General features: G+C 70.7%; 16 protein-coding genes and 2 pseudogenes. 10 read left to right on the forward strand and 8 right to left on the reverse strand.

All coding sequences use genetic code 11. The features are described from left to right. The first annotated feature begins 43 nt into the window (after positions 1–43). Complete coding sequence (locus tag ACWCRD_RS15300; protein ID WP_450966291.1) at positions 44–505, forward strand: hypothetical protein; 462 nt, start codon at positions 44–46, stop codon at positions 503–505. Between the two features lie 293 nt (positions 506–798). Here the strand turns inward: ACWCRD_RS15300 and ACWCRD_RS15305 are convergent, their stop codons facing one another. Both ACWCRD_RS15305 and ACWCRD_RS15310 read right to left on the reverse strand, forming a co-directional pair. Continuing rightward, the gene (locus ACWCRD_RS15305) at positions 799–1,617 is read right to left on the reverse strand and encodes a hypothetical protein (protein ID WP_450966292.1); all 819 of its coding nucleotides are present in this window, start codon (positions 1,615–1,617) and stop codon (positions 799–801) included. A gap of 20 nt (positions 1,618–1,637) precedes the next feature. Then, positions 1,638–1,868: pseudogene (locus ACWCRD_RS15310) on the reverse strand (IS30 family transposase); the annotation flags it as partial. On the opposite strand from ACWCRD_RS15310, the gene ACWCRD_RS15315 reads away from it, so the two are divergent. The 3 genes from ACWCRD_RS15315 (at position 1,865) to ACWCRD_RS15325 (ending at position 6,077) form a co-directional block, all read left to right on the forward strand. After that, on the forward strand, positions 1,865–2,125 hold the full coding sequence (locus tag ACWCRD_RS15315; protein ID WP_450966293.1) for a hypothetical protein: 261 nt from the start codon (positions 1,865–1,867) through the stop codon (positions 2,123–2,125). The pseudogene ACWCRD_RS15310 and the gene ACWCRD_RS15315 overlap by 4 nt on opposite strands. Before the next feature lie 165 nt (positions 2,126–2,290). Next, positions 2,291–2,620 carry a trypco2 family protein gene (locus ACWCRD_RS15320; protein ID WP_450966294.1) on the forward strand — a complete coding sequence of 110 codons (330 nt, stop codon included), beginning with the start codon at positions 2,291–2,293 and terminating at the stop codon, positions 2,618–2,620. Between the two features lie 58 nt (positions 2,621–2,678). Beyond that, entirely contained in the window at positions 2,679–6,077 is a 3,399-nt protein-coding gene (locus ACWCRD_RS15325) for a tetratricopeptide repeat protein (RefSeq protein ID WP_450966295.1), read from the forward strand. 846 nt (positions 6,078–6,923) lie between these two features. On the opposite strand, the gene ACWCRD_RS15330 is transcribed toward ACWCRD_RS15325, so the two are convergent. Further along, a complete protein-coding gene (locus ACWCRD_RS15330) occupies positions 6,924–7,889 on the reverse strand; it encodes a pirin family protein (protein ID WP_450966296.1) in 966 nt (321 codons plus the stop codon). 113 nt (positions 7,890–8,002) lie between these two features. Here ACWCRD_RS15330 and ACWCRD_RS15335 point away from each other — a divergent pair, with 113 nt between their 5' ends. The 3 genes from ACWCRD_RS15335 to ACWCRD_RS15345 all read left to right on the forward strand — a co-directional run bounded on the left by ACWCRD_RS15335 (position 8,003) and on the right by ACWCRD_RS15345 (position 9,383). Continuing rightward, on the forward strand, positions 8,003–8,488 hold the full coding sequence (locus ACWCRD_RS15335; RefSeq protein WP_450966297.1) for a MarR family winged helix-turn-helix transcriptional regulator: 486 nt from the start codon (positions 8,003–8,005) through the stop codon (positions 8,486–8,488). Positions 8,489–8,490: 2 nt separating this feature from the next. Next, positions 8,491–8,955, forward strand: a complete 465-nt coding sequence (locus tag ACWCRD_RS15340) for a MarR family winged helix-turn-helix transcriptional regulator (RefSeq protein ID WP_450966298.1) — start codon at positions 8,491–8,493, stop codon at positions 8,953–8,955. 80 nt (positions 8,956–9,035) lie between these two features. After that, positions 9,036–9,383 (forward strand): tetratricopeptide repeat protein, encoded by a 348-nt coding sequence (locus ACWCRD_RS15345; protein WP_450966299.1) that lies wholly within the window; start codon positions 9,036–9,038, stop codon positions 9,381–9,383. An 87-nt stretch (positions 9,384–9,470) separates the two neighbouring features. Here ACWCRD_RS15345 and ACWCRD_RS15350 read toward each other — a convergent pair whose 3' ends face one another. Continuing rightward, the gene (locus tag ACWCRD_RS15350; RefSeq protein ID WP_450966300.1) at positions 9,471–10,913 is read right to left on the reverse strand and encodes a PepSY-associated TM helix domain-containing protein; all 1,443 of its coding nucleotides are present in this window, start codon (positions 10,911–10,913) and stop codon (positions 9,471–9,473) included. Between the two features lie 144 nt (positions 10,914–11,057). Between ACWCRD_RS15350 and ACWCRD_RS15355 the strand changes: the two genes are divergently transcribed. Together ACWCRD_RS15355 and ACWCRD_RS15360 are read left to right on the forward strand one after the other, a co-directional pair. After that, entirely contained in the window at positions 11,058–11,711 is a 654-nt protein-coding gene (locus ACWCRD_RS15355; RefSeq protein WP_450966301.1) for a peptide deformylase, read from the forward strand. Positions 11,712–11,889: 178 nt separating this feature from the next. Next, positions 11,890–13,508, forward strand: a pseudogene (locus ACWCRD_RS15360) (ABC-F family ATP-binding cassette domain-containing protein). Positions 13,509–13,526: 18 nt separating this feature from the next. On the opposite strand, the gene ACWCRD_RS15365 reads toward ACWCRD_RS15360, so the two are convergent. Next, positions 13,527–14,960, reverse strand: a complete 1,434-nt coding sequence (locus tag ACWCRD_RS15365; protein WP_450966302.1) for a dihydrolipoyl dehydrogenase family protein — start codon at positions 14,958–14,960, stop codon at positions 13,527–13,529. Positions 14,961–15,081: 121 nt separating this feature from the next. Here ACWCRD_RS15365 and trxA point away from each other — a divergent pair, with 121 nt between their 5' ends. Continuing rightward, complete coding sequence (gene trxA, locus ACWCRD_RS15370) at positions 15,082–15,468, forward strand: thioredoxin (RefSeq protein ID WP_450966303.1); 387 nt, start codon at positions 15,082–15,084, stop codon at positions 15,466–15,468. 24 nt (positions 15,469–15,492) lie between these two features. Here trxA and ACWCRD_RS15375 read toward each other — a convergent pair whose 3' ends face one another. Genes ACWCRD_RS15375 through ACWCRD_RS15385 form a run of 3 tightly spaced genes read right to left on the reverse strand, consistent with a single transcriptional unit; the run spans position 15,493 to position 19,205 of the window. Then, positions 15,493–16,929, reverse strand: a complete 1,437-nt coding sequence (locus ACWCRD_RS15375; RefSeq protein ID WP_450966304.1) for a benzaldehyde dehydrogenase — start codon at positions 16,927–16,929, stop codon at positions 15,493–15,495. A gap of 30 nt (positions 16,930–16,959) precedes the next feature. Further along, complete coding sequence (locus ACWCRD_RS15380) at positions 16,960–18,138, reverse strand: 4-hydroxybenzoate 3-monooxygenase (protein ID WP_450966305.1); 1,179 nt, start codon at positions 18,136–18,138, stop codon at positions 16,960–16,962. A gap of 17 nt (positions 18,139–18,155) precedes the next feature. Next, on the reverse strand, positions 18,156–19,205 hold the full coding sequence (locus tag ACWCRD_RS15385; protein WP_450966306.1) for a LacI family DNA-binding transcriptional regulator: 1,050 nt from the start codon (positions 19,203–19,205) through the stop codon (positions 18,156–18,158). Positions 19,206–19,238 lie beyond the last annotated feature (33 nt).

Below are 19,238 nucleotides of genomic sequence, written 5' to 3' on the forward strand. Positions count from 1 at the left end.
AGAAGTGCGCAGCGCGGAAAAGGGAGAAGAGGGAACGGTGAACATGGCACGCAAGCTCTCCAGAACCCTCATCGCCCTGCTGATCCTCACTGCCCTCGCCATGGGCGGGGTCATCTTCGCGATGCAGATAAAGGCGCACCGCGAAGAGGACGCCGCCCGCAACAAGCTCGCCGCACTCGTCACCCAGGTGGAGAAGCGGATAACGGACGGCTACCGCGCCGACGGAAGGCTACCGACCGTTCCGCGTGACATCGGAACGCCCACCGTCATCAGCCAGAACACCAGCCATGCCGCGGTGTACGCCCATCTCAGCGTCGACTACAACAGCACCGTCCTGATGCCGTCCGAAGACACGGTGGCCACCTGCCAGCTGTTCACTCTGGAGCGCATCGGAGGAAAGGTGCAGGTCTCGAAGAAGAAGGTCTCCTGCGAGACGGGCACCCGCCCACCGGTGAGCGAGGCTCCCCACCTCACCGCCGCCTTCATGAGCGGCATCCGCTACTGAGGGTCGGCCCCCGGCTTCGGCTGAGACCCAACAGGCCATCTGCCAGGAGTGCTGGGGGCGTGGGCCTGAGAATGCCTGTCCCTTGAGACATGACCAGCAACAACGAGCCGCAGGTCGTACGGCCGCTTCGCGAGCGGCATGCGACCAGGAGGGGCAGCGGCTGCAGCAGATCGTGCGCCGACGACGCCTGCGGGCGATCAGCGCCGCCGCCTGACTACGCACCCGTCCGGCCCGGCTCCGCTACGAGCCGTTTTCCACCACGAAGCGCAGGTAGGCCCTGCCACGCCGGGGCGTCAGCGGCCGCCCTGCGGCCGCGCCCTCCGCGCTGCCAGGAACACCAGCGCGCCGCCCGCCACCAGCAGGAGAGCGGTGCCCGCCCGCAGCAGGACGCCGTCCGCGCCCGTGGCGGCGAGCCCGCCGCCAGTCGTCGTCCCGTTCCCGGTTTCCGCCCCGGAACCGGACGGGCTCGCGGTGGCAGTGGCCGACGGGGACGCAGCGGCGCTGGGCGACGGGCTGGACGTCGCCGAGCCGGTGGCCTTCACCGCGATCGCCGCGGTGTCGTTCGCCGCGTCGTCGTCACGATTGGGGTACTCGGGATTCTCCACCGCCCGCACACTGCCCCGCGCGCCGGACACGACCCGGCCGATCCGCACCGTGAACTCCTGGGTCACCAAGTCGCCCGGCCGGAAGTCCGTGCTGGAGATGGCGCAGGTGTAGCTCTTCGCGCCGGCCTTGCGCGGTGTGCAGTTCCACAGCGGCCCGGGGTCGCACTGCTCGCCCGGGCCCGGGGCGCCGGTGATCGTGGTGCCGGCGGGCGGGGTCACCACGAACGTGCCGGATATGCCGGCGTCCGCCCAGCTGAAGCCCATCCGGCCCGGCCCGTTGTTCCGCACGCCCACGGTGATGCTCACCGTCTCGCCGACCTTGCCCTCGACCGCGTCACCGATCGCCTGGTAGTCGGCGTGCTGGGTGGTGGCGAAGGTGCCGTACCCGGAGCCGGTGAATCCGGAGCCGGGGGCGACGGACTTCAGGCCGAGCGGTGCGCCGGTGCCGGTGCCGGGGAAGTCGGACGGGTCGAAGGAGTCGGGCGCGGTGCCGCCGACCGGCCACACGACGTAGGTGTTGTAGCCGTGCGCATGGACTCATCCTCGGGGAAGTCGGCCTTCAACCGGTGCGAGATCTGTTCCGGGCTCCATGCTGTCGCCCACCGCCTGTCTTGCCGGTGCGGCTTGTTCAGCCCTTTCCACGGAGGCGTCCGCGGTCCTGCGGCGACCGTCCCGTCAGACCGGTGAACGTTCCCCGACAACCTCTCCTGAACGTACTCACGCAACCGGTCATTGCCACGGTGCGGCCGCCGCGTTGCTCAAGCACGCCCTGCACGCCGCCCAGCGCACCGTCGGGGCGGACTTTCCCCCTCGCCGCCTGACGGCCAAGATCCGTGACATCGGCGCCGACCTCATCCGCACCGCCACCCGGCCACGGCCCGGCCGCCGATCACCCCGCGCCACCAAAGCCCGACACATCAACTGGCCCACGCTCCAGCCAGATCAACCCGCCACCGAACGCATCACCTACACCGTCCAGCTCCACCCACTCACACCACAACCGCAGGCACCCTGAAACGATCAAGGAAGCGACATAGGGGGTCGACACCCCGATGGGTTCAGGGAAAGACACCGCGCCGACCGCGTGGCGCGGCTAACGTCCGGCCGAGCGCGGCGCTCCGGCCGCGGTCTGGTTTCTACTGGTTCGTTCCAGGAGGAGAGCCAGAAGAAGGGGACGGGCATGGGGAACTCAAGCAATTCCGACGGGGAGTGGATGGACCTGGCGGATGCGATCACGCTGTTGCGGGACCAGGTCGCCGAGGCCCAGGAGCGGATCGCCGACCCGGCCAGCGGCGGCCACCAAGGGGTGCTGTTCACTCTCGGGGAGATCACGTTGGACCTCGGTCTGGAGCTAACCGGCACCAAGGGCGTCAACGGCGGGCTGCGGTGGAGTGTGCTCAGCTTGGGCGGGAAGAAGGAGAGCGGCAGGAAGGCCACCCACACGTTGACCGTGAAGCTGCAACCACATCTGCCCGGCGGCGGCGACATCGACGTACGCGACGAGGAGTAGTCCGGGCCGCGCGGCCGGCCTTGGGCATGTCAGTGAGCAAGGAACGGGGAAACCGCTCATGGAGTTGGATCGCCGGGTGCAGATCCGGGTCCGCAGACGAGACACGGACAAGCGCGGGTTCGGCTCGGGCTACCTGATCGCGCCGCGGTTGGTACTGACCGCCGCGCATGTCCTGGACGGCATGGACGGTGCCGGCCAGGACACGCTGACGGTGACTCAGCCCGACACCGGCGAGAACGAGTTCCCCGCGACCGTGCGCTGGCGTCCCGCGGACGGGACTGTGGATGCCGTGCTGATCGAGGTCAGTGAGGGCCGGGGCTGGCGGACGCCGGAGTCGCTGAGCGATCTGCTCACCCGGCCGCCGCAGAGGTTCGGCCTTGTGATCGGCACCCGGCCGGTGCCGGTGACGATGACCGGTTTCCCGCGTATGCAGAAGGACGTTGAGGCCGGCCTGCGCCTGGACGAACAGCTCATGGGCGCCATCTTTCCGGGCAGCGGTTCCTTGGCCGGCCGCTATGAGATCTCCAGCACCGACCCCACCTTTCCCGCCGCGTCATCCACCGGGTCGGGCAGCCGCTGGTCGGGAGTGTCGGGTGCCGCCCTCCTCGGTGACGACGGGCTCGGCGGGGACATGCTGTGCGGTGTCGTGGGCCAGGACCGCCAGGCCGACAGCGGTAGCCGGCTGATCGCTGTCCCTGCCGCTCGTCTTCTCACCGATGAGGGCTTCCGGGCCGCCCTCACCGAGCACACCGGCTGGGAGCCGGCCGTGGAGCCGGTGGAGGCCGCCGGTCTGCTCACCCCGGCGGCGTTCGAACGTGATCTGAACTCACCGGCCGCGCTGTTGCGTGCCGATGCGGAGGCGGTCGCCTTCCACGGTCGCGACAGTGAGCTGGCCGAGCTGCGCTCCTGGTGCGAGGGTGGCCCGCCTGCCGTGGCGGTGCGGGTGCTGACCGGGCCCGGTGGGCAGGGCAAGACCCGTCTGGCCCGCCGTCTCACCGACGTCCTCAGCCAACAAGGATGGGTCACCGGACACCTGCGCTCCGACCTCACCGACTATGACGCCCCACCCGACCTCGCCCCTCTGACCACTTCCCTGCCCTTGCTGGTGGTGGTCGACTATGCCGAAACACGGCCTCGTCTGCTGCGCCGCCTGATCACCCACCTGCACCGCTCACGTCACCGGGTCAGGCTGCTGCTGCTCGCCCGTTCCGACGGTGAGTGGCGCACCGATGCACTCAACGCCGCTCCTGCCGTACGCAGTCTGCTCGCCGCGGCTCCGATCACCGTCCTTGCCCCTCTCATCTCCCGAAGCCGGCCCACCCTGGACCGCTGCACCGCGTTCACGAACGCCGCCCTCGACCTCGCCCGCCTGCTACCGCGTGTCCCCACCGTGCCGGCGTACGACTGGACGGCCCTGGCCTCCCGGCTCCAGCCCCCGGACGAGCTGAGCCACCCCCGCTACGACAACGCCCTCACCCTGCAACTGACCGTCCTGGTAACCCTGTTGCAGCACGGCCCCAAACCCGCCGGCGCCTCCCCCGGCACCCCGGCGGAGGAGATCCTCTTACAGCACGAGGGACGCTTCTGGGAGGACAGCGCCGAAGCTCCCGCCTTCAAACTGAACCTGCCCACCGCCACGCTTGCCGCAGCCGTCGCCGTCGCCGCCCTGTGCGGAGCCACCGCCAAGGACGGGGCTGCCCAGGTCATCGGCACGGTCCCCGACCTGCCGACCGACAAGACAGCACGCACGGCGGCGTGGCTGGCCAGCCTGTACCCGGCCGAACCCGACCGCTACTGGGGCTCCCTCCAGCCCGACCGCATCGCCGAGTACCACGCCTCAAGCGCCCTCACCCACGGCAGCATCCTGTTGCCCGGCCTGCTCGCCGCGGCCGACTCCGGACAGCAGACACAGCTCATCACCGTCCTGGCTCGCGCTGCCATAGCCCACTACAACGCCGGCCGCCCCGCAGACAGCCAACATGTCCTACTCGCCCTGGACACGGCCCTGGACACAGCCCTGCTCCCCTACTCAACCGTCCGGGCCGTCTCAGCCGCGCTCCCGTATACATCCCGGATCACCGCCCCTCTCGCCCTGCGACTCACCAGCGCCCTCGCCGGAGCCGACCAGCAACTGGCGGCAGAAGACCCGGCCGCTCACGAACCCAGCCTCGCCTCCTCGCTGTCCACCCTGGGCATCCTGCTGTCGGAGGCGGGCCGCCGCGGCGAAGCACTCACCGCCGCGCAACACGCGGTGGAGATCCGCCGTCGCCTCACGGCCGAGAACCCTGCCGCCCACGAATCCGACCTCGCCCGTTCGCTGTCCAACCTCGGCCTCCAGCTCGCAGAGGCAGGCCGCCGCAGCGAAGCACTCGCCACCGCCCAAGAAGCGGTGGAGATCTACCGTCGGCTCACAGCCGAGAACCCAGCCACCCACGAACCCGACCTCGCCCGTTCGCTGTCCAACCTCGGCCTCCAGCTCGCAGAGGCAGGCCGCCGCAGCGAAGCACTCGCCACCGCCCAACAGGCGGTGGAGATCTACCGTCGGCTCACAGCCGAGAACCCCGCCACCCACGCACCCGACCTCGCCCACTCACTGGGCAACCTCGGTGCCCGGCTCGCAGAGACAGGCCGCCGCGGCGAAGCACTCGCCACCGCCCAAGAAGCGGTGGAGATCTACCGTCGGCTCACAGCCGAGAACCCAGCCACCCACGAACCCGACCTCGCCGGCTCACTGTCCAACCTCGGCATCCACCTCTCAGAGGCAGGCCGCCACAGCGAAGCACTCACCGCCGAGCAACAGGCAGTGGAAATCCGCCGTCGCCTCACGGCCGAGAACCCTGCCGCCCACGAATCCGACCTCGCCCGTTCGCTGTCCAACCTCGGCCTCCAGCTCGCAGAGGCAGGCCGCCGCAGCGAAGCACTCGCCACCGCCCAAGAAGCGGTGGAGATCTACCGTCGGCTCACAGCCGAGAACCCAGCCACCCACGCACCCAGCCTTGCCCACGCGCTGGCCGGCCTCTGCATCCGGCTCGCAGAGACAGGCCGTAACGGCGAAGCACTCACCACCACCCAAGAAACGGTGGAGATCCGCCGTCGGCTCACAGCCGAGAACCCCGCCACCCACGCACCCGACCTCGCCACCTCACTGTCAGTCCTAACCCTGCTTCTAGGGCTGAGAGGCGATCTCTCCGAGGCGCTGATTGCGAGTGGGGAAGCCGTCGAGCTGTACCGCAACCATCTCGGCGCGACACCTGCTGTGCTCCCGCAACTCCATACTGTGCTGGGCCTGCAAGCGGATCTGCTTTCGGGGCTCGGGCGTGAGGGGCATGCGGAGGAGATCCGTCGCTGGCTCAGGGAGAATCCGCTCGCGCCCGATTCTGACAACGTCATTCACCCCAGCGGCCAGTCATGCCCCAACACTCCCGCCAGCTGCCCGAACCACTGCCGCAACCGCTGATCTCGAACGAAGCCCTGCGGCTGCTGCTGGCTGTACGGCGGATATGCCATCGCCGGCAACGGGCCACGCGGACAGCGCGTCACCGTCCGGGTCCCGGTCTACACAGACTCCCCGTCGGGGCACGGCGGCAGAAGCGCCTCAGGTGTCACCGGCGTGTCACCCACCCCGTAGACACCCTCGCATCACAGGGCACCAACTCGGACATACCCGCTCGTCATGGACCATGTGGACGCCCCTGGACGGCTTCTACGACATGTGCCATGTGGTACCGCGGCCCACTCGCTAGCACCGCGTACCACTCATCAAGATCCGGACCAGGTGCGGACCAACTCAGCCTGGCACTCGACGTTTCCGCTCTTTGTCGCAGGTCAGGAGCGAGATCAGGCGTGTACCACCAGCAGACGAAGAATCTGCTGCGGCACCCTCGCACCGCAGCACTCGCCCCGGACAAAGCTTGCACCAGCAGGCAACCACAGACCCTGAATCTTGTCGACTCTCTACAAGGCGCCAGAGCGAGTACCGAATTCCCTCGCCGGCGTACAGCACACTGCCCGCCAGGACATCACTCAGCCGCCGCCGTCGACCCGCCAAAACCGCTGCCCGCCACACAGCCATGCGCTGCAGAACCTCGCGAGATCAACTGACGAAGCGTCAGTAAAGTTAGCATTGGGTTAGCAAGTGTCCTGCCACAACTGCCCACAGACGGCGAAACCATGGAAAGGCCGAGCGCTACACATTGAGCCTGGAGAAGCGCCCAGCCTCCCACCAGCGAGCGATCGAAAGGTGGATACAAGACACTGCGCCAAATCGCCCACCTGTCACCGAGCAACCACCCATCCCTGCAGGTCAGCGGACCCTTCCTCGCGGCTTCAGCGGCGTCGACGGCAGCTCGGGGGCCGGTAGCGGGTCCCCGTCGTACCCCTTCACCTCGCCGAATCTTGCACCTTCCATCCAGTCCCGACGGGCCTGCTCGATCTCCTCCTGCGACCGTCCGATCCAGTTCCAGAACATGATCAGCTCTTCCTCGAAAGGCTCGCCGCCCAGGAGCATCAGGCCTGCGTCCGACTCGGCGCGCAGCGGGAGTTCGGTGCGGCCGCAGCCGAGGTAGAGCATCGAACCCGGCAGGACCGGCACGCCGTCGACGTGGGCCTCGCCGGACATGGACAGGACGGCGTACTCGAAGTCCGGCTCCAGCGGCAGGCGTACGTCCGCGCCGCGGGCGAGAGTGAGGTCGGCGCCGACGATCGGGGTGTACGTCGTTCCGGGCGAGGTCGCGCCGTCGAGGGTGCCGAGGATCAGCGTGGCCTTGAGGCCGGGTGCCGTGACGCGTGGCAGTTCGGCGTGGTGCTCGAAGTGGGGGTCGGTGTGGCGGTGGCCGTCGGGGAGGGCCACCCACAGTTGCGCGCCGTGCAGGAAGCGGGCGTGCGGGCGGGGGCTCTCCTCGGAGTGGCTGATGGCCCGGCCAGAGGTCATGAGTCCCAGTTCGCGGGGACGGATCGTCTGCAGGCTGCCGGTGGAGTCGCGGTGCAGCACCTCGCCCTCGTGCAGCCAGCTCACCGTCTGCAGGCCCATGTGCGGGTGCGGCGGCACCTGCATGCCGGGTTCGTCGGCGATGTCGTCGGGGCCGTAGTGATCGACGAAGCACCAGGCGCCGACCATGCGGCGCCCCAGGTTGGGCAGCAGGCGGCGCACTTCGGTCGACTCGCCGAGCTTGACGCGGCGAGGGCTGAGGAGTTCGCGCACGGGCTCCGCCACCACGAATCCACGGCCGCCGCACACGGCGGGAAGCGGCTCGCGATCAAGATTGCTCATGACGCCCAACCTAACCCTGCCGGGGGCGTCCCGTCAGTCCGTCACCCGGGCGTCCTCGCCTGCCCTCGGAGAAATAGTAGCCATGGACATAGTAGCCATGTACTGTATCTAACATGAGTGCAGGATCCGAGAAGGCCACGCCTGGCTTCCTGGTGTGGCGGCTGTCGATGAAGTGGCGGGTGGCCGTCGACCGGGCGGTGGCCCCGCTCGGGCTCACCCACGCGCAGTACTCGCTGGTGGCCTCGCTGTACGGCATGCAGCGCAGCGGGGAACGTCCCAGCCAGCGCCGCCTCGCCGACGTGACGGGCCTCGAGCCGCTGTACGTGTCCAAACTGGCCCGCGCCCTGGAAGCAGCCGGCCTGATCGAGCGCACCCGGGACCTCAAGGACCCGCGCGCCGTACAGCTGGCCCTCACCGAGCAGGGCATCGAGGTCACCGGGCGTGCGATCAAGGTCGTACAGGGGCTTCTGCAGCAGTTGCTGCAGCCGCTCGGCGGCCTTGACAGCCCCCGGACACGGGAGTTCACCCGGGAGTTGGCGACCCTGCTCGACGCACCTCTTGATCCGTTCGGCGAGAAGACCGACAGCGAGAAGGAGTAGTCATGACCACCACCGCACCCACCGCCGCATACAGCAGCGCACCGCCCGCCGGCCCTCGCGTCATCGCCCTGGCCCACTACGCGGGCCGCGCCGTCCTGGAGCATGTGCTGGCCCGTCACGGCGCCACCTTCCAGCAGCAGATCACCCTGCGTCCCCTCGCCGCCGAAGGGCCGCTCGAACGCGAGGAACTCGTCGCACAGCTCACAGCCGCACTCAAGGTCGACGCGGCCGAAGTGCAGGGCGTCATGGAGGAGCTGATCACCAAGGGGCTGGTGGCCGCCGAGGACCGCGGCGTCCGCGCCACCGATGCCGGGCGGGCTTTCCACGCCGAGGTCAGCGCCGAGACGGCGGTGATCTCCGCCCGGATCTATGCCGGTATCCCGGCGGAGGATCTGGCGGCGGCCGGGCGCGTGCTGGCCCTGGTGGCCGAGCGGGCCGACACAGAGCTGGCCGCACTGGCGGCCTGAGCGCCTCTCCCCCGACGCGCCCGCACATAGTGGAATGCTCAACGACCTCGTTCGGTTGGAGTGCACGAAGGAGGTCACGAGTGGAGATGACGTACTACGACCACGGAACGCCGGCGGAGCGCTGGGAGCGCGCGCAGCTGTTCTTCGACGCCAAGGACTACGCCGCCGCGGCGCGCGTGCTGGGCGGACTGGTCGAGGAGGTGCCGGAGCAGACCGGACCGCGGCTGCTGCTGGCGCGTGCCTACTACCACTCGGCCCAACTGCGGCGTGCGGAGGGCGAGTTGCGCGTCATCGTCGAGCGCGACCCGGTGGAGCACTACGCCCGGCTGATGCTGGGACGCACGCTGCAGCGGCAGGGGCGGCACGAGGAGGCCGAGTCGCACATGCGGATCGCCTCGGCGCTCGCGGGCCACTTCGAGCAGGTCTGAACGACGCCGTGGCTGTACGGCTCTGCGGCCGGGGCCCGGTTCCATGAAGGAACCGGGCCCCGGGCCATCTCAGCCCGCGCCAGTCCGCTACTGCACGGCCGGTGCGGGGGTGGACCGCCCCTTCCGGTGGGCGATCTCGCCGAGCAGGACGTCGACGGCGATGAAGGCCGCCAGCGGAATGCCGAGCAGCGGCACGAAGTAGCCGAGGACGGCGATGACGGCGACCGCCGGGACGAGGAGTTGCGGGGGTACCTGCTGCCAGGCGCCCCGTGGGACCGGCCTGCCGAAGGTCGAGCCGCGGCCGCGCTGCCACCACATGCGGTATCCCCAGACGATCAGCAGGATGAGGGAGAGCGCCAAGAGCATGAGGGCGATCTGGTTGACCAGGCCGAACAGGATGCCGGTGTGCAGGTCGATGCCCCAGCGGGTCAGTTTGGCAAGCAACGGGTAGTCGGCGAAGCGCAGTTCGTCGGTGACTTTGCCGGTGGCGGGGTCGACCGCGACCGAGTCCTGCTTTTCGGGCCAGCTGCGCTGCACCTGCCTGACGACGTATGCGGAGTTCGCATCGGCGGGCGGCACGATCTCCACCGGGTCGGTCAGGTCCTTGGCACGGGCCGCCGCCAGCACCTCGTCGAGGCCGACGCCGTGCTGGCCGGACCCGGTGGTGGCGGAGGCGCTGTGCCCCGCATGCTCGCCACCCGCCGTAGCCGAGACCGACGGGGTGGCCTGACCCAGCGAGGTACGCAGCGTGTCGATGTTCGCCCCGGCGTAGGCCGACCAGGTCAGACCGGTCGCCGACAGGAAGATGAACCCGGCGGCTGCCCAGACGCCGACGGTGCCGTGCAGACCGAGCGTGCGGCGCCGCCCGCTGGTGCCTCGCACCTTGCGCAGCGCCCGGCGGCGCGAGAACCACAGCATCAGACCGCCGCCGGCGATCACCCACAGCCAGCTCGCGGCGAGCTCGCTGTACAGCCGGCCGGTGTCGCCGAGCTGCAGGTCGCGGTGGAACTCGTCGATCCAGGTCCGCAGTGGCAACGCGCCCGTCGAGCCGTACTGTTCGAGGGCGCCGCGCACCTTGCCGGTGTACGGGTCGACGAAGACGGCGAGGGTGTGGTCGGGGTCGACGCCCTTGACGCCGGACAGCATCACGCGGGTGGTGACGTCGGCCTCCGGGGAGGGTCGTACCGCCGAGAGCGTGCCCTCGGGGTGCGCCTTGCGCGCGGCGGTGACCTGCTGGGATATCGGCAACTTGGTGTCGCCGACCTTGGCAACGGTCAACTCGTGGGCGTACACGAGCTTCTCGGCCTGGAACGCGCCGGCGTACAGGAAGCCGGTGACGGCGGCGATGAGCAGGAACGGCGCCACGAACACGCCGGCGTAGAAATGCAGTCGCAGCACCAGCGGACGCAGCGGCGCCAGGCGACTGGGGGACGGCGCCGGGGCGGCGGCCGGTTGCGGGGCCTCGTCCGGTGGGGGTCCCCCCGCTGGAGCGGAGCCGGAAGCGGGGGAGGTCGAGGGAACGGTGGACATCGGCGGGCTTCTCCGGGGGACGGGGACTTGAGGTGGGTAGCGGTCCAGTAGTCGGGGCCGCAGGACGCCGAGTTCCCGGCGACGTAAGTGGCGCGCGTCACATGCCGGGACGGCAGCGACCGAAGTCCATGGCATCCTGGCCCGATGGCGACCCCCCGTGACCACGCGCCCCTTGCCGAGCACGTCGAGGAACTTCTCGCCGTCGGCGGCCCGTTGCCCATCGTCTCGGCGGGCGACCCGGTGTTGCGGCGCGGCACCGAGCGCTTCGACGGCCAGCTCGACCCCGCCCTGCTGGCCCGCTTCGTCGAGGCCCTGCGCCTCACCATGCACGAGGCGCCGGGCGTCGGCCTGGCCGCACCGCAGGTGGGTGTGCCGCTGCGGATCGCGGTGATCGAGGATCCGGCTCCGGTGCCCGAGGAGGTGCGGCTGGCCCGCGGCCGGGTGCCGCAGCCGTTCCGGGTCCTGGTCAATCCGACGTACGAGCCCGTCGGGAGGGCGCGGGCCGCCTTCTTCGAGGGCTGTCTGAGTGTGCCGGGCTGGCAGGCGGTCGTGGCGCGGCACGCACAGGTGCGGCTGACGGGCGAGGACGAGTACGGGAAACCTGTGGACGAGGTGTTCAGCGGCTGGCCCGCGCGGATCGTGCAGCACGAGACGGACCATCTCGACGGGACGCTGTACCTGGATCGGGCCGAGCTGCGCTCGCTGGCCTCGAACGAGGCGATGGCTCAGCGGTGGACCCAGCCGACGCCTGAGGAGGCGGCGCAGGCCCTGGGTTTCGACCTGCCGTCACAGCCGTGAAAAGCGCTTCTTGAGGTACGGGCGCCGCGCAGTGAGGCGTCCCCCCTCAAAAAATCCCAGGCGTCCGTCCGGGCGCCACCGCTACGCTGGCCGCATGTCCACGCCCCGAATCTCCTAGCTACAGGACCCGCTTCCACGCCACCCGTGTGTCCTCTTTGCTTGCTTCGGAGCGTTTCTCATGATCACCGTTCATGGTGTCGACGTGCGCGTCGGCGCGCGTCTGCTGCTGTCCGGCGTCTCCTTCCATGTCTCCCCCGGCGACCGCATCGGCCTGGTGGGCCGCAACGGCGCCGGAAAGACCACGCTGCTCAACACCCTTGCGGGCACGCTGCGTCCGGCCGCAGGGACCGTCGCCCGTACCGGTGCGGTCGGTCACCTGCCGCAGGACTCCCGGGCTGCCGATCCGGCAGTCACGGTCACCGACCGCATCCTGTCCGCGCGCGGTCTCGACCAGGCCGTACGCGACCTGCGGCGTGCCGAGGCGGCCATGGCCGACGGGTCGGAGCGGGCGATGGACGCCTATGTGCGTGCGGAGGCCGAGTTCCAGGCCCGTGGTGGGTACGCGGCTCAGGCCGAGGCGGCTCGGATCGCCGCCGGGCTCGGCTTGCCCGACGATCTGCTCGGCCGGCCGCTCGGTGCGCTGTCGGGTGGGCAACGCCGCCGGGTGGAACTGGCCCGCATCCTGTTCGCGGACCGCGGCACCCTGCTGCTCGACGAGCCGACCAACCACCTGGACGTGAGCGCCATCTCCTGGCTGCGCATGTTCTTGACGAGCCGTCAGGCCGGGCTGGTCCTGATCAGTCATGACACCTCCCTGCTCGCCCACACCGTCAACCGGGTCTTCCACCTGGATCCGCAGCGCGCCGCGATCGACGTACACAACACGGGCTGGGACACCTACCTCGCCCAGCGTGCGGCCGACGAGCGGCGGCGGGCGCGGGAGCGGGCGAGCGCGGAGCGCAAGGCTGCGTCGCTGCACACGCAGGCGAACAAGATGCGCGCCCGTGCGTCGACGGCGGTGGCCGCGAAGAACATGGCACGGCGAGCCGACCGCCTGCTGGCCGAGCTCGAACCTGTGCGGCGCGCGGACAAGGTGGCCCGCATCCGACTGCCCCACCCCGCGCCGTGCGGGCGGATCCCGCTGGGTGCGATCAGCCTGACGAAGTCCTACGGCGGCCAACAGGTCCTCAGCAGCGTGGATCTGGCGGTCGAACGAGGCAGTCGCCTGGTGGTCCTCGGGCCCAACGGGGCCGGAAAGACGACCCTGTTGCGCATCCTGGCCGGGCGGGTCGAGCCCGACAGCGGCAGGGTGGTGCCCGGGCCCGGGCTGCGGCTCGGGTACTTCGCCCAGGAGCACGACACGCTGGACGCCGAGTCGACGGTCGGCGCCCATCTCGCGTCCGTCGCCCCGCACCTGACGGACGGCGAAGTACGGGGTGTGCTGGGCTCGTTCCTGTTCAAGGGGGACGACGTCCACAAACGCGTCGAAGTCCTGTCCGGCGGGGAGAGGACCCTCCCCCATAGCCCTAAGGGCATGGGGGGACCCCCACCGCCCTGGCGGGCCTGGTCCACTCCGGCGCGAACGTGCTGCTCCTGGACGAGCCCACCAACAACCTCGACCCGGCCTCCCGCGCCGAGGTCCTGGCCGCGGTGGGCACCTATCCGGGCGCGATCGTCATGGTCACCCACGACGAGGCCGCCGTCGCGGCGCTGCGCCCGGACCGGGTGCTGCTGTTGCCGGAGTCCGAGGAGGATCTGTGGAGCGAGGACTACCTGGAGCTGGTGGTGTCCGCGTGAAGTCCCCTTCCCAGGCGGTCAGTTGTCCCGGTACGCCTCCAGCAGCCGCAGCCACACCTCGCTGATCGTCGGGAACGACGGCACTGCGTGCCAGAGCCTGCTGATCGGGACCTGGCCGGCGACCGCGACGGTCGCCGAGTGGATCAGCTCGCTGACGCCCGGTCCGACGAAGGTGACTCCGCGCAGGATCTCCTCGTTCAGGTCCACGACCATGCGGGCGCGGCCGCGGTAACCGTCGGCGTACAGGCCGGCGCCGGATGCGGAGGTCATCTCGACGTCCACGGCCCTGACCCGGTATCCGGCCTGTTCCGCCTCGGCGAGGGAGAGGCCGACGGCGGCCGCCTCCGGGTCGGTGAAGACGACCTGGGGAACGGCGTGGTGGTCGGCGGTGGCGGCGTGGGCGCCCCAGGGGTCCGACTCCAGGAGCGGGACGCCGGAGGCGCGCGCCGCGATGGCGGCGCCCGCGATGCGGGCCTGGTACTTGCCCTGGTGGGTGAGGAGGGCGCGGTGGTTGACGTCGCCGACCGCGTAGAGCCAGTCGGTGCCGGTCACGCGCAGGCTGTCGTCGACGGGGAGCCAGTTGCCCGGCTCGAGACCGACGGTGTCCAGGCCGATGTCGCCGGTCTTGGGGCGGCGGCCGGTGGCGAAGAGGATCTCGTCGGCCTCGATGCGGCCGCCCTGGTCGGTGACGACCACGACGGTGCCGTTCTCGCGGGTGACCGACTCGACCGAGGTGCCGGTGCGGATGTCGGCGCCGGCCTCGGTGAGGGCCTCGGCCACCAGTTCGCCGGCGAAGGGTTCCATGCGGTTGAGCAGGCCCTTGCCGCGGACCAGGACGGTGACCTGGGAGCCGAGGGCCTGCCAGGCGGTGGCCATCTCGGTGGCGACCACTCCCCCGCCCACCACGACCAGCCGGCCGGGCACCTCCTGCGCGCTGGTGGCGTTCCGGCTGGTCCACGGCTTGACGTCGGCCAGGCCGGGCAGGTCGGGCAACACCGCGTCGGTTCCGGTGCAGACGGCGACGGCGTGCCGGGCGCTGAGCACCTTCTGCCCGCCGTCGGAGCCGGTGACGGTCACCGTGCGCGGGCCGGTCAGGCGGCCGTGGCCGCGGTGGAGGTCGGCGCCGATGCCCTCCAACCAGCCGGCGGCGCCGTCGTCGTGCCAGTCGGAGGTGTAGTAGTTGCGGTGGGCGAGGACCGCGGCGGCGTCGAGGGGGCCCTGTACCGCCTGGCGCAGGCCCGGCACGCGGCGGGCGTCCGCGCGGGCGATGACCGGGCGCAGCAGGGCCTTGCTGGGGATGCAGGCCCAGTACGAGCACTCGCCGCCGACCAGCTCGCTCTCCACGACCGCGGTGGACAGGCCGGCCGCACGGGTGCGGTCGGCGACGTTCTCCCCCACGGGCCCGGCCCCGAGCACCACGACGTCGTACGCGATGGTTTCCGTTTCCGTCATGGGGTCAGTCTGGTGGGTGGTGTGCGCTCAGGCCACACGGGTAGGGGCGCGGAATACGTGACCGGCCGGCCGCGTTGTGCCGACGGCTTCGCCCCGACAGCAGGAAGAGGGATTTCAGGTCATGAGCAGCACCGTGGAGCTCACCAAGGAGAACTTCGACCAGACGGTCACGGACAACGACTTCGTCCTGATCGACTTCTGGGCGTCGTGGTGCGGGCCGTGCCGTCAGTTCGCGCCGGTCTACGAGAAGGCGGCCGAGGACAACCCGGACCTGGTGTTCGGCAAGATCGACACCGAGGCGCAGCCGGAGCTGGCCGCGGCCTTCGGCATCCAGTCGATCCCGACGCTGATGATCGTCCGCGACCAGGTCGCGGTGTTCGCGCAGCCGGGCGCGCTGCCCGAGGCCGCCTTGACGGACGTCATCGGCCAGGCCCGCAAGCTGGACATGGACGAGGTCCGCAAGGCGGTCGCGGAGCAGCAGGCGCAGGCCGGGCAGAACGGCCAGTAGCCCTCTGTGGACCGGTAGCCCTCTCTAGAAGGGATACGGCGCCACATCACCGCGCACCGTCGTCCAGCGCACGTCTGTGAAGGCCTCCAGGTTGGCCTCGCCGCCGAAGCGGGCGCCGGTGCCGGACGCGGCGATGCCTCCGAAGGGGGCCACGGCCTCGTCGTTGACCGTCTGGTCGTTGATGTGGACGATGCCGGTCGGGATGCGTTCGGCGAGGTCGAGGCCGCGGGCCGCGTCGCGGGTGACGATTCCCAGGGACAGGCCGTACTCCCCCGCCGATGCCAGGGCCGCCGCCTCGTCGGCGGTGGCGAAGGACCGTACGGGCGCGACCGGGCCGAAGACCTCCTCGGCGTAGGCGGGGCTCTGGTCGTCGACGCCCGCGAGGACGGTCGGACGGTAGAAGAGGCGGTCGTGGGTGCCGCCCGCGGCCAGTTTGGCGCCGCGGGAGGTGCTGGCCTCGACCAGGCCGTGCACCTTGGCGAGCTGGTTGTCGTCGATGATCGGGCCGAGGTGGACCTGTTCGCGGTGCGGGTCGCCGACGGCGAGGGAGTCGGCCTTGGCGGCGAGGCGCTCGACGTACTCCTCGTAGAGCGACTGGTGCACCAGGTGGCGGCCGGTCGTCATGCAGATCTGGCCCTGGTGGAAGAACGAGCCCCAGGCGGCCGTGGAGATCACCGCGTCCAGGTCGGCGTCCTCGAGGACGACCATGGCGGAGTTGCCGCCGAGTTCCAGGTGGACGCGCTTGAGATGGCGGCCGCCCGCCTCGCCGACCGCGCGGCCCGCGGCCGTGGAGCCGGTGAAGGAGATGACGGGGACTTTCGGGTCGGCGACCAGGGCCTGGCCGACGTCCGGGCCGCCCGGCAGGACGTGCAGCAGGTTCTCGGGAAGGCCTGCCTCGGCGAAGACCGCGGCGAGGGAGAGCCCGCCGCAGACCGCGGTACGCGGGTCCGGCTTGAGGACGACCGCGTTGCCGAGCGCGAGGGCCGGGGCCACCGAGCGGATCGAGAGGATCAGCGGGGCGTTGAAGGGGGAGATCACGCCGACCACGCCGACCGGGATACGTCGCGTGTACGACAGGCGGGGTGCCTCGCTGGGCAGGATCTGCCCGGCCGGTCGGGAGGCGAGGGCGGCGGCCTCGTAGCACTCCTGGGCGGCCACATGCAGCTCGAATTCGGCCTTGCCCGGGATGGAGCCGGACTCGCGGACGAGCCATTCGCGCAGCTCCTCGGCGTGCGCGGCGAACAGGTCGCCGGCCTTGCGCAGCACGCCGGCTCGGACGAAGTGCGGGACGCGTGCCCACTCGGCCTGGGCGGCGCGGGCGGCCTCGGCGGCCGGGCCGACGTCCTCTGCCGAGGCGAGGGTGACGGTCGCGAGGGTGTCCCCGGTGGCGGGCTCCGTCACGGCGTATTCCGGTCCCGACAGGGGTCGGGGCTGCCAGGTCTTCGGGTCGAGCAACGGCATGACGGCTCTCCGTTTCGTCACCGGCGGGACTCAGGTCATGAGCGGAAGTCCCGTGTAGTTGGCGGCCAGTTCGGCGGCCGCGTGGCGGGATGCGGCGATCCGGCGCAGACGTGTCAACTGCAGGCGGTTCTCGAACGCATCCCCATCTGGTTGAGCATGCAACATCTTAGTCATGTCGTAGGAGAAGCGCGTGGCCTGCCACACCCGTGCGAGGCAGATCTCCGAATAGGTGTCGAGGAGTTGCTCGGATCCGCTGCGATGCAGCTCGGCGAAGGCGCGGGCGAGGACGCGGACGTCGGAGACGGCGAGGTTGAGGCCCTTGGCCCCGGTCGGCGGCACGATGTGGGCGGCGTCGCCGGCCAGCAGCAGCCTGCCGTGGCGCATCGGTTCGTGGACGTAGCTGCGCATCGAGGTCACGGACTTGGCGGTGATCGGGCCGCGGTGCAGGGTCCAGTCGGCGTCGACGGCGAAGCGGGCGGCGAGTTCGTCCCAGATGCGGTCGTCGGGCCAGTCGTCGGGGTCGGTGTGGTTCGGGACCTGGAGGTAGAGCCGGGACAGGTGCGGGGAGCGCATGCTGTGCAGGGCGAAGCCGCTCTCGCCGCGCGCATAGATCAGCTCCTCGCAGGAGGGTGCCACGTCGGCGAGGATCCCGAGCCAGGAGTACGGGTAGTCGTGCGCGTACGGGCGGCTGCTCGCGGCGGGGAAGGTGTCGCGGGAGATGCCGTGGAAGCCGTCGCAGCCGATCACCCAGTCGCAGGTCAGCGTCTGTTCGCGGCCCTCGTGCAGGAAGCGTACGACGGGCGAGGCGCTCTCCGGCTTCTCGATCGCGAGGGCCTCCGCCTCGAACAACAGGGGTGGTCCCTCCGCCAGTTGGAGGGCGACGAGGTCTTTGACGATCTCGGTCTGGGCGTAGATGGTGACGGTACGGCCGCCGGTGAGGGCCGGGAAGTCGATGTGGTGGCGTTCGCGGTCGAAGCGCAGCTCGATGCCCTGGTGGACCAGGCCCTCGGCGTTCAGGCGGTCGGCGGCGCCTGCATCGCGCAGGGCGTCGACGGTGCCCTGTTCCAGCATTCCGGCGCGCTGGCGGTGCTCGACGTACTCGCGGTTCCTGGACTCCAGGACGACGCAGTCGATGCCCGTGCGATGCAGCAGCCGGGCCAGGAGCAACCCGGCCGGGCCGCCGCCGATGATGCCGACCGTCGTGCGCATGGGCGCCTCCCGGGGGTTCAGCTGGAGTCGCGGTGGACCACCGTGGCTCCCAGCACCTTGTGCGTCTCGGGCGCGGCGCCCGGGTTGCGGACCGCGCGGTCGACCAGTTCGGCGAGGTCGCGGCCGGACGGCAGCTCGATGTGGACCGTGCTCAGCCGCGGCCTGAGCAGCCGGCCGAGCATGAGGTCGTCGGCGCCGATGACGGCCGTGTCCTCCGGGATGCGCACCCCCGCGTCCTGCAGGGCGCGCATCAGCAGCATCGCGTACTCGTCGTTGTACGCGAACACGGCGTCCAGGTCGAGTTCCCGCCAGCGGGCGGCGAGGCGCGCGGCGGATTCCTCCTCGTAGCCGAGGGGCAGTTCGGTGACGGTGGCGTCGGTGCCGTGCAGGGCGCGGCGCACTCCGTCGAGGCGGGGCAGGGAGAAGGACTCCAGGCCCGCTTCCTCGGGTACGACGACGCCGACACGGCGCCGGCCGCGGTCGAAGAGATGGCTGCCGGCGCAGTGGCCGACGGCCTCGTGGTCCATCAGCAGGGCGTGGGCGCCGTCGACGGAGTCGGGGCCGAGGGTGACGACGGCCCGGGCGCCGGAGCGCTTGAGCACGGTCACGCCCTGCGGGGTGAGGGAGCCGGGGCCGGGCACCAGGACCGCGACCGGGCGCAGCTCGGCCCAGGCGCGGGCGGCCTCGTCGCCGTGCACGCCGACGGAGCCGTACTGCACGACCGTGTAGTCGAGACGGCCCAGCGCCCACTGCAGCTCGCTGATGAACTGGCTGTAGAGCGGGCCGACCGGGAAGCTCGGCGCGGGCATCAGGACCATGCGGCTGTGTCCGGCGCGCAGGCTGCGGGCGGCCGCGTGCGGCACGTACCCGAGTTCCTTGGCGGCCTCGTGGACGCGGCGGCGCGTGGGTTCGCTGATCCGTACGGCGCTGGCGTTGTTCAGCACGTAGGAGACGGTCGCGCGCGAGACGCCGGCCAGGCGGGCCACATCGGCGCTCGTGGGTACGGAGCGCGGTGCGGGCGACGAGGACGCGGGCGTTTTCGGTATCTGCACCATGACGTACGGCATCTTTGCAGAACCTGTGTCCGAGGCCACAGGCGG

It is taken from the genome of Streptomyces sp. NPDC002092, assembly GCF_053593775.1.

Bases quoted from the DNA above. Each gene is read 5' to 3' on its own strand.
- ACWCRD_RS15330 (WP_450966296.1), bottom strand. From the start codon at position 7,889: ATGAGCAATCTTGATCGCGAGCCGCTTCCCGCCGTGTGCGGCGGCCGT.
- ACWCRD_RS15375 (WP_450966304.1), bottom strand. From the start codon at position 16,929: ATGCCGTTGCTCGACCCGAAGACCTGGCAGCCCCGACCCCTGTCGGGA.
- ACWCRD_RS15365 (WP_450966302.1), bottom strand. From the start codon at position 14,960: ATGACGGAAACGGAAACCATCGCGTACGACGTCGTGGTGCTCGGGGCC.
- ACWCRD_RS15350 (WP_450966300.1), bottom strand. From the start codon at position 10,913: ATGTCCACCGTTCCCTCGACCTCCCCCGCTTCCGGCTCCGCTCCAGCG.
- ACWCRD_RS15335 (WP_450966297.1), top strand. From the start codon at position 8,003: ATGAGTGCAGGATCCGAGAAGGCCACGCCTGGCTTCCTGGTGTGGCGG.
- ACWCRD_RS15385 (WP_450966306.1), bottom strand. From the start codon at position 19,205: ATGCCGTACGTCATGGTGCAGATACCGAAAACGCCCGCGTCCTCGTCG.
- ACWCRD_RS15320 (WP_450966294.1), top strand. From the start codon at position 2,291: ATGGGGAACTCAAGCAATTCCGACGGGGAGTGGATGGACCTGGCGGAT.
- ACWCRD_RS15355 (WP_450966301.1), top strand. From the start codon at position 11,058: ATGGCGACCCCCCGTGACCACGCGCCCCTTGCCGAGCACGTCGAGGAA.
- ACWCRD_RS15300 (WP_450966291.1), top strand. From the start codon at position 44: ATGGCACGCAAGCTCTCCAGAACCCTCATCGCCCTGCTGATCCTCACT.
- ACWCRD_RS15380 (WP_450966305.1), bottom strand. From the start codon at position 18,138: ATGCGCACGACGGTCGGCATCATCGGCGGCGGCCCGGCCGGGTTGCTC.
- ACWCRD_RS15325 (WP_450966295.1), top strand. From the start codon at position 2,679: ATGGAGTTGGATCGCCGGGTGCAGATCCGGGTCCGCAGACGAGACACG.
- trxA (WP_450966303.1), top strand. From the start codon at position 15,082: ATGAGCAGCACCGTGGAGCTCACCAAGGAGAACTTCGACCAGACGGTC.
- ACWCRD_RS15340 (WP_450966298.1), top strand. From the start codon at position 8,491: ATGACCACCACCGCACCCACCGCCGCATACAGCAGCGCACCGCCCGCC.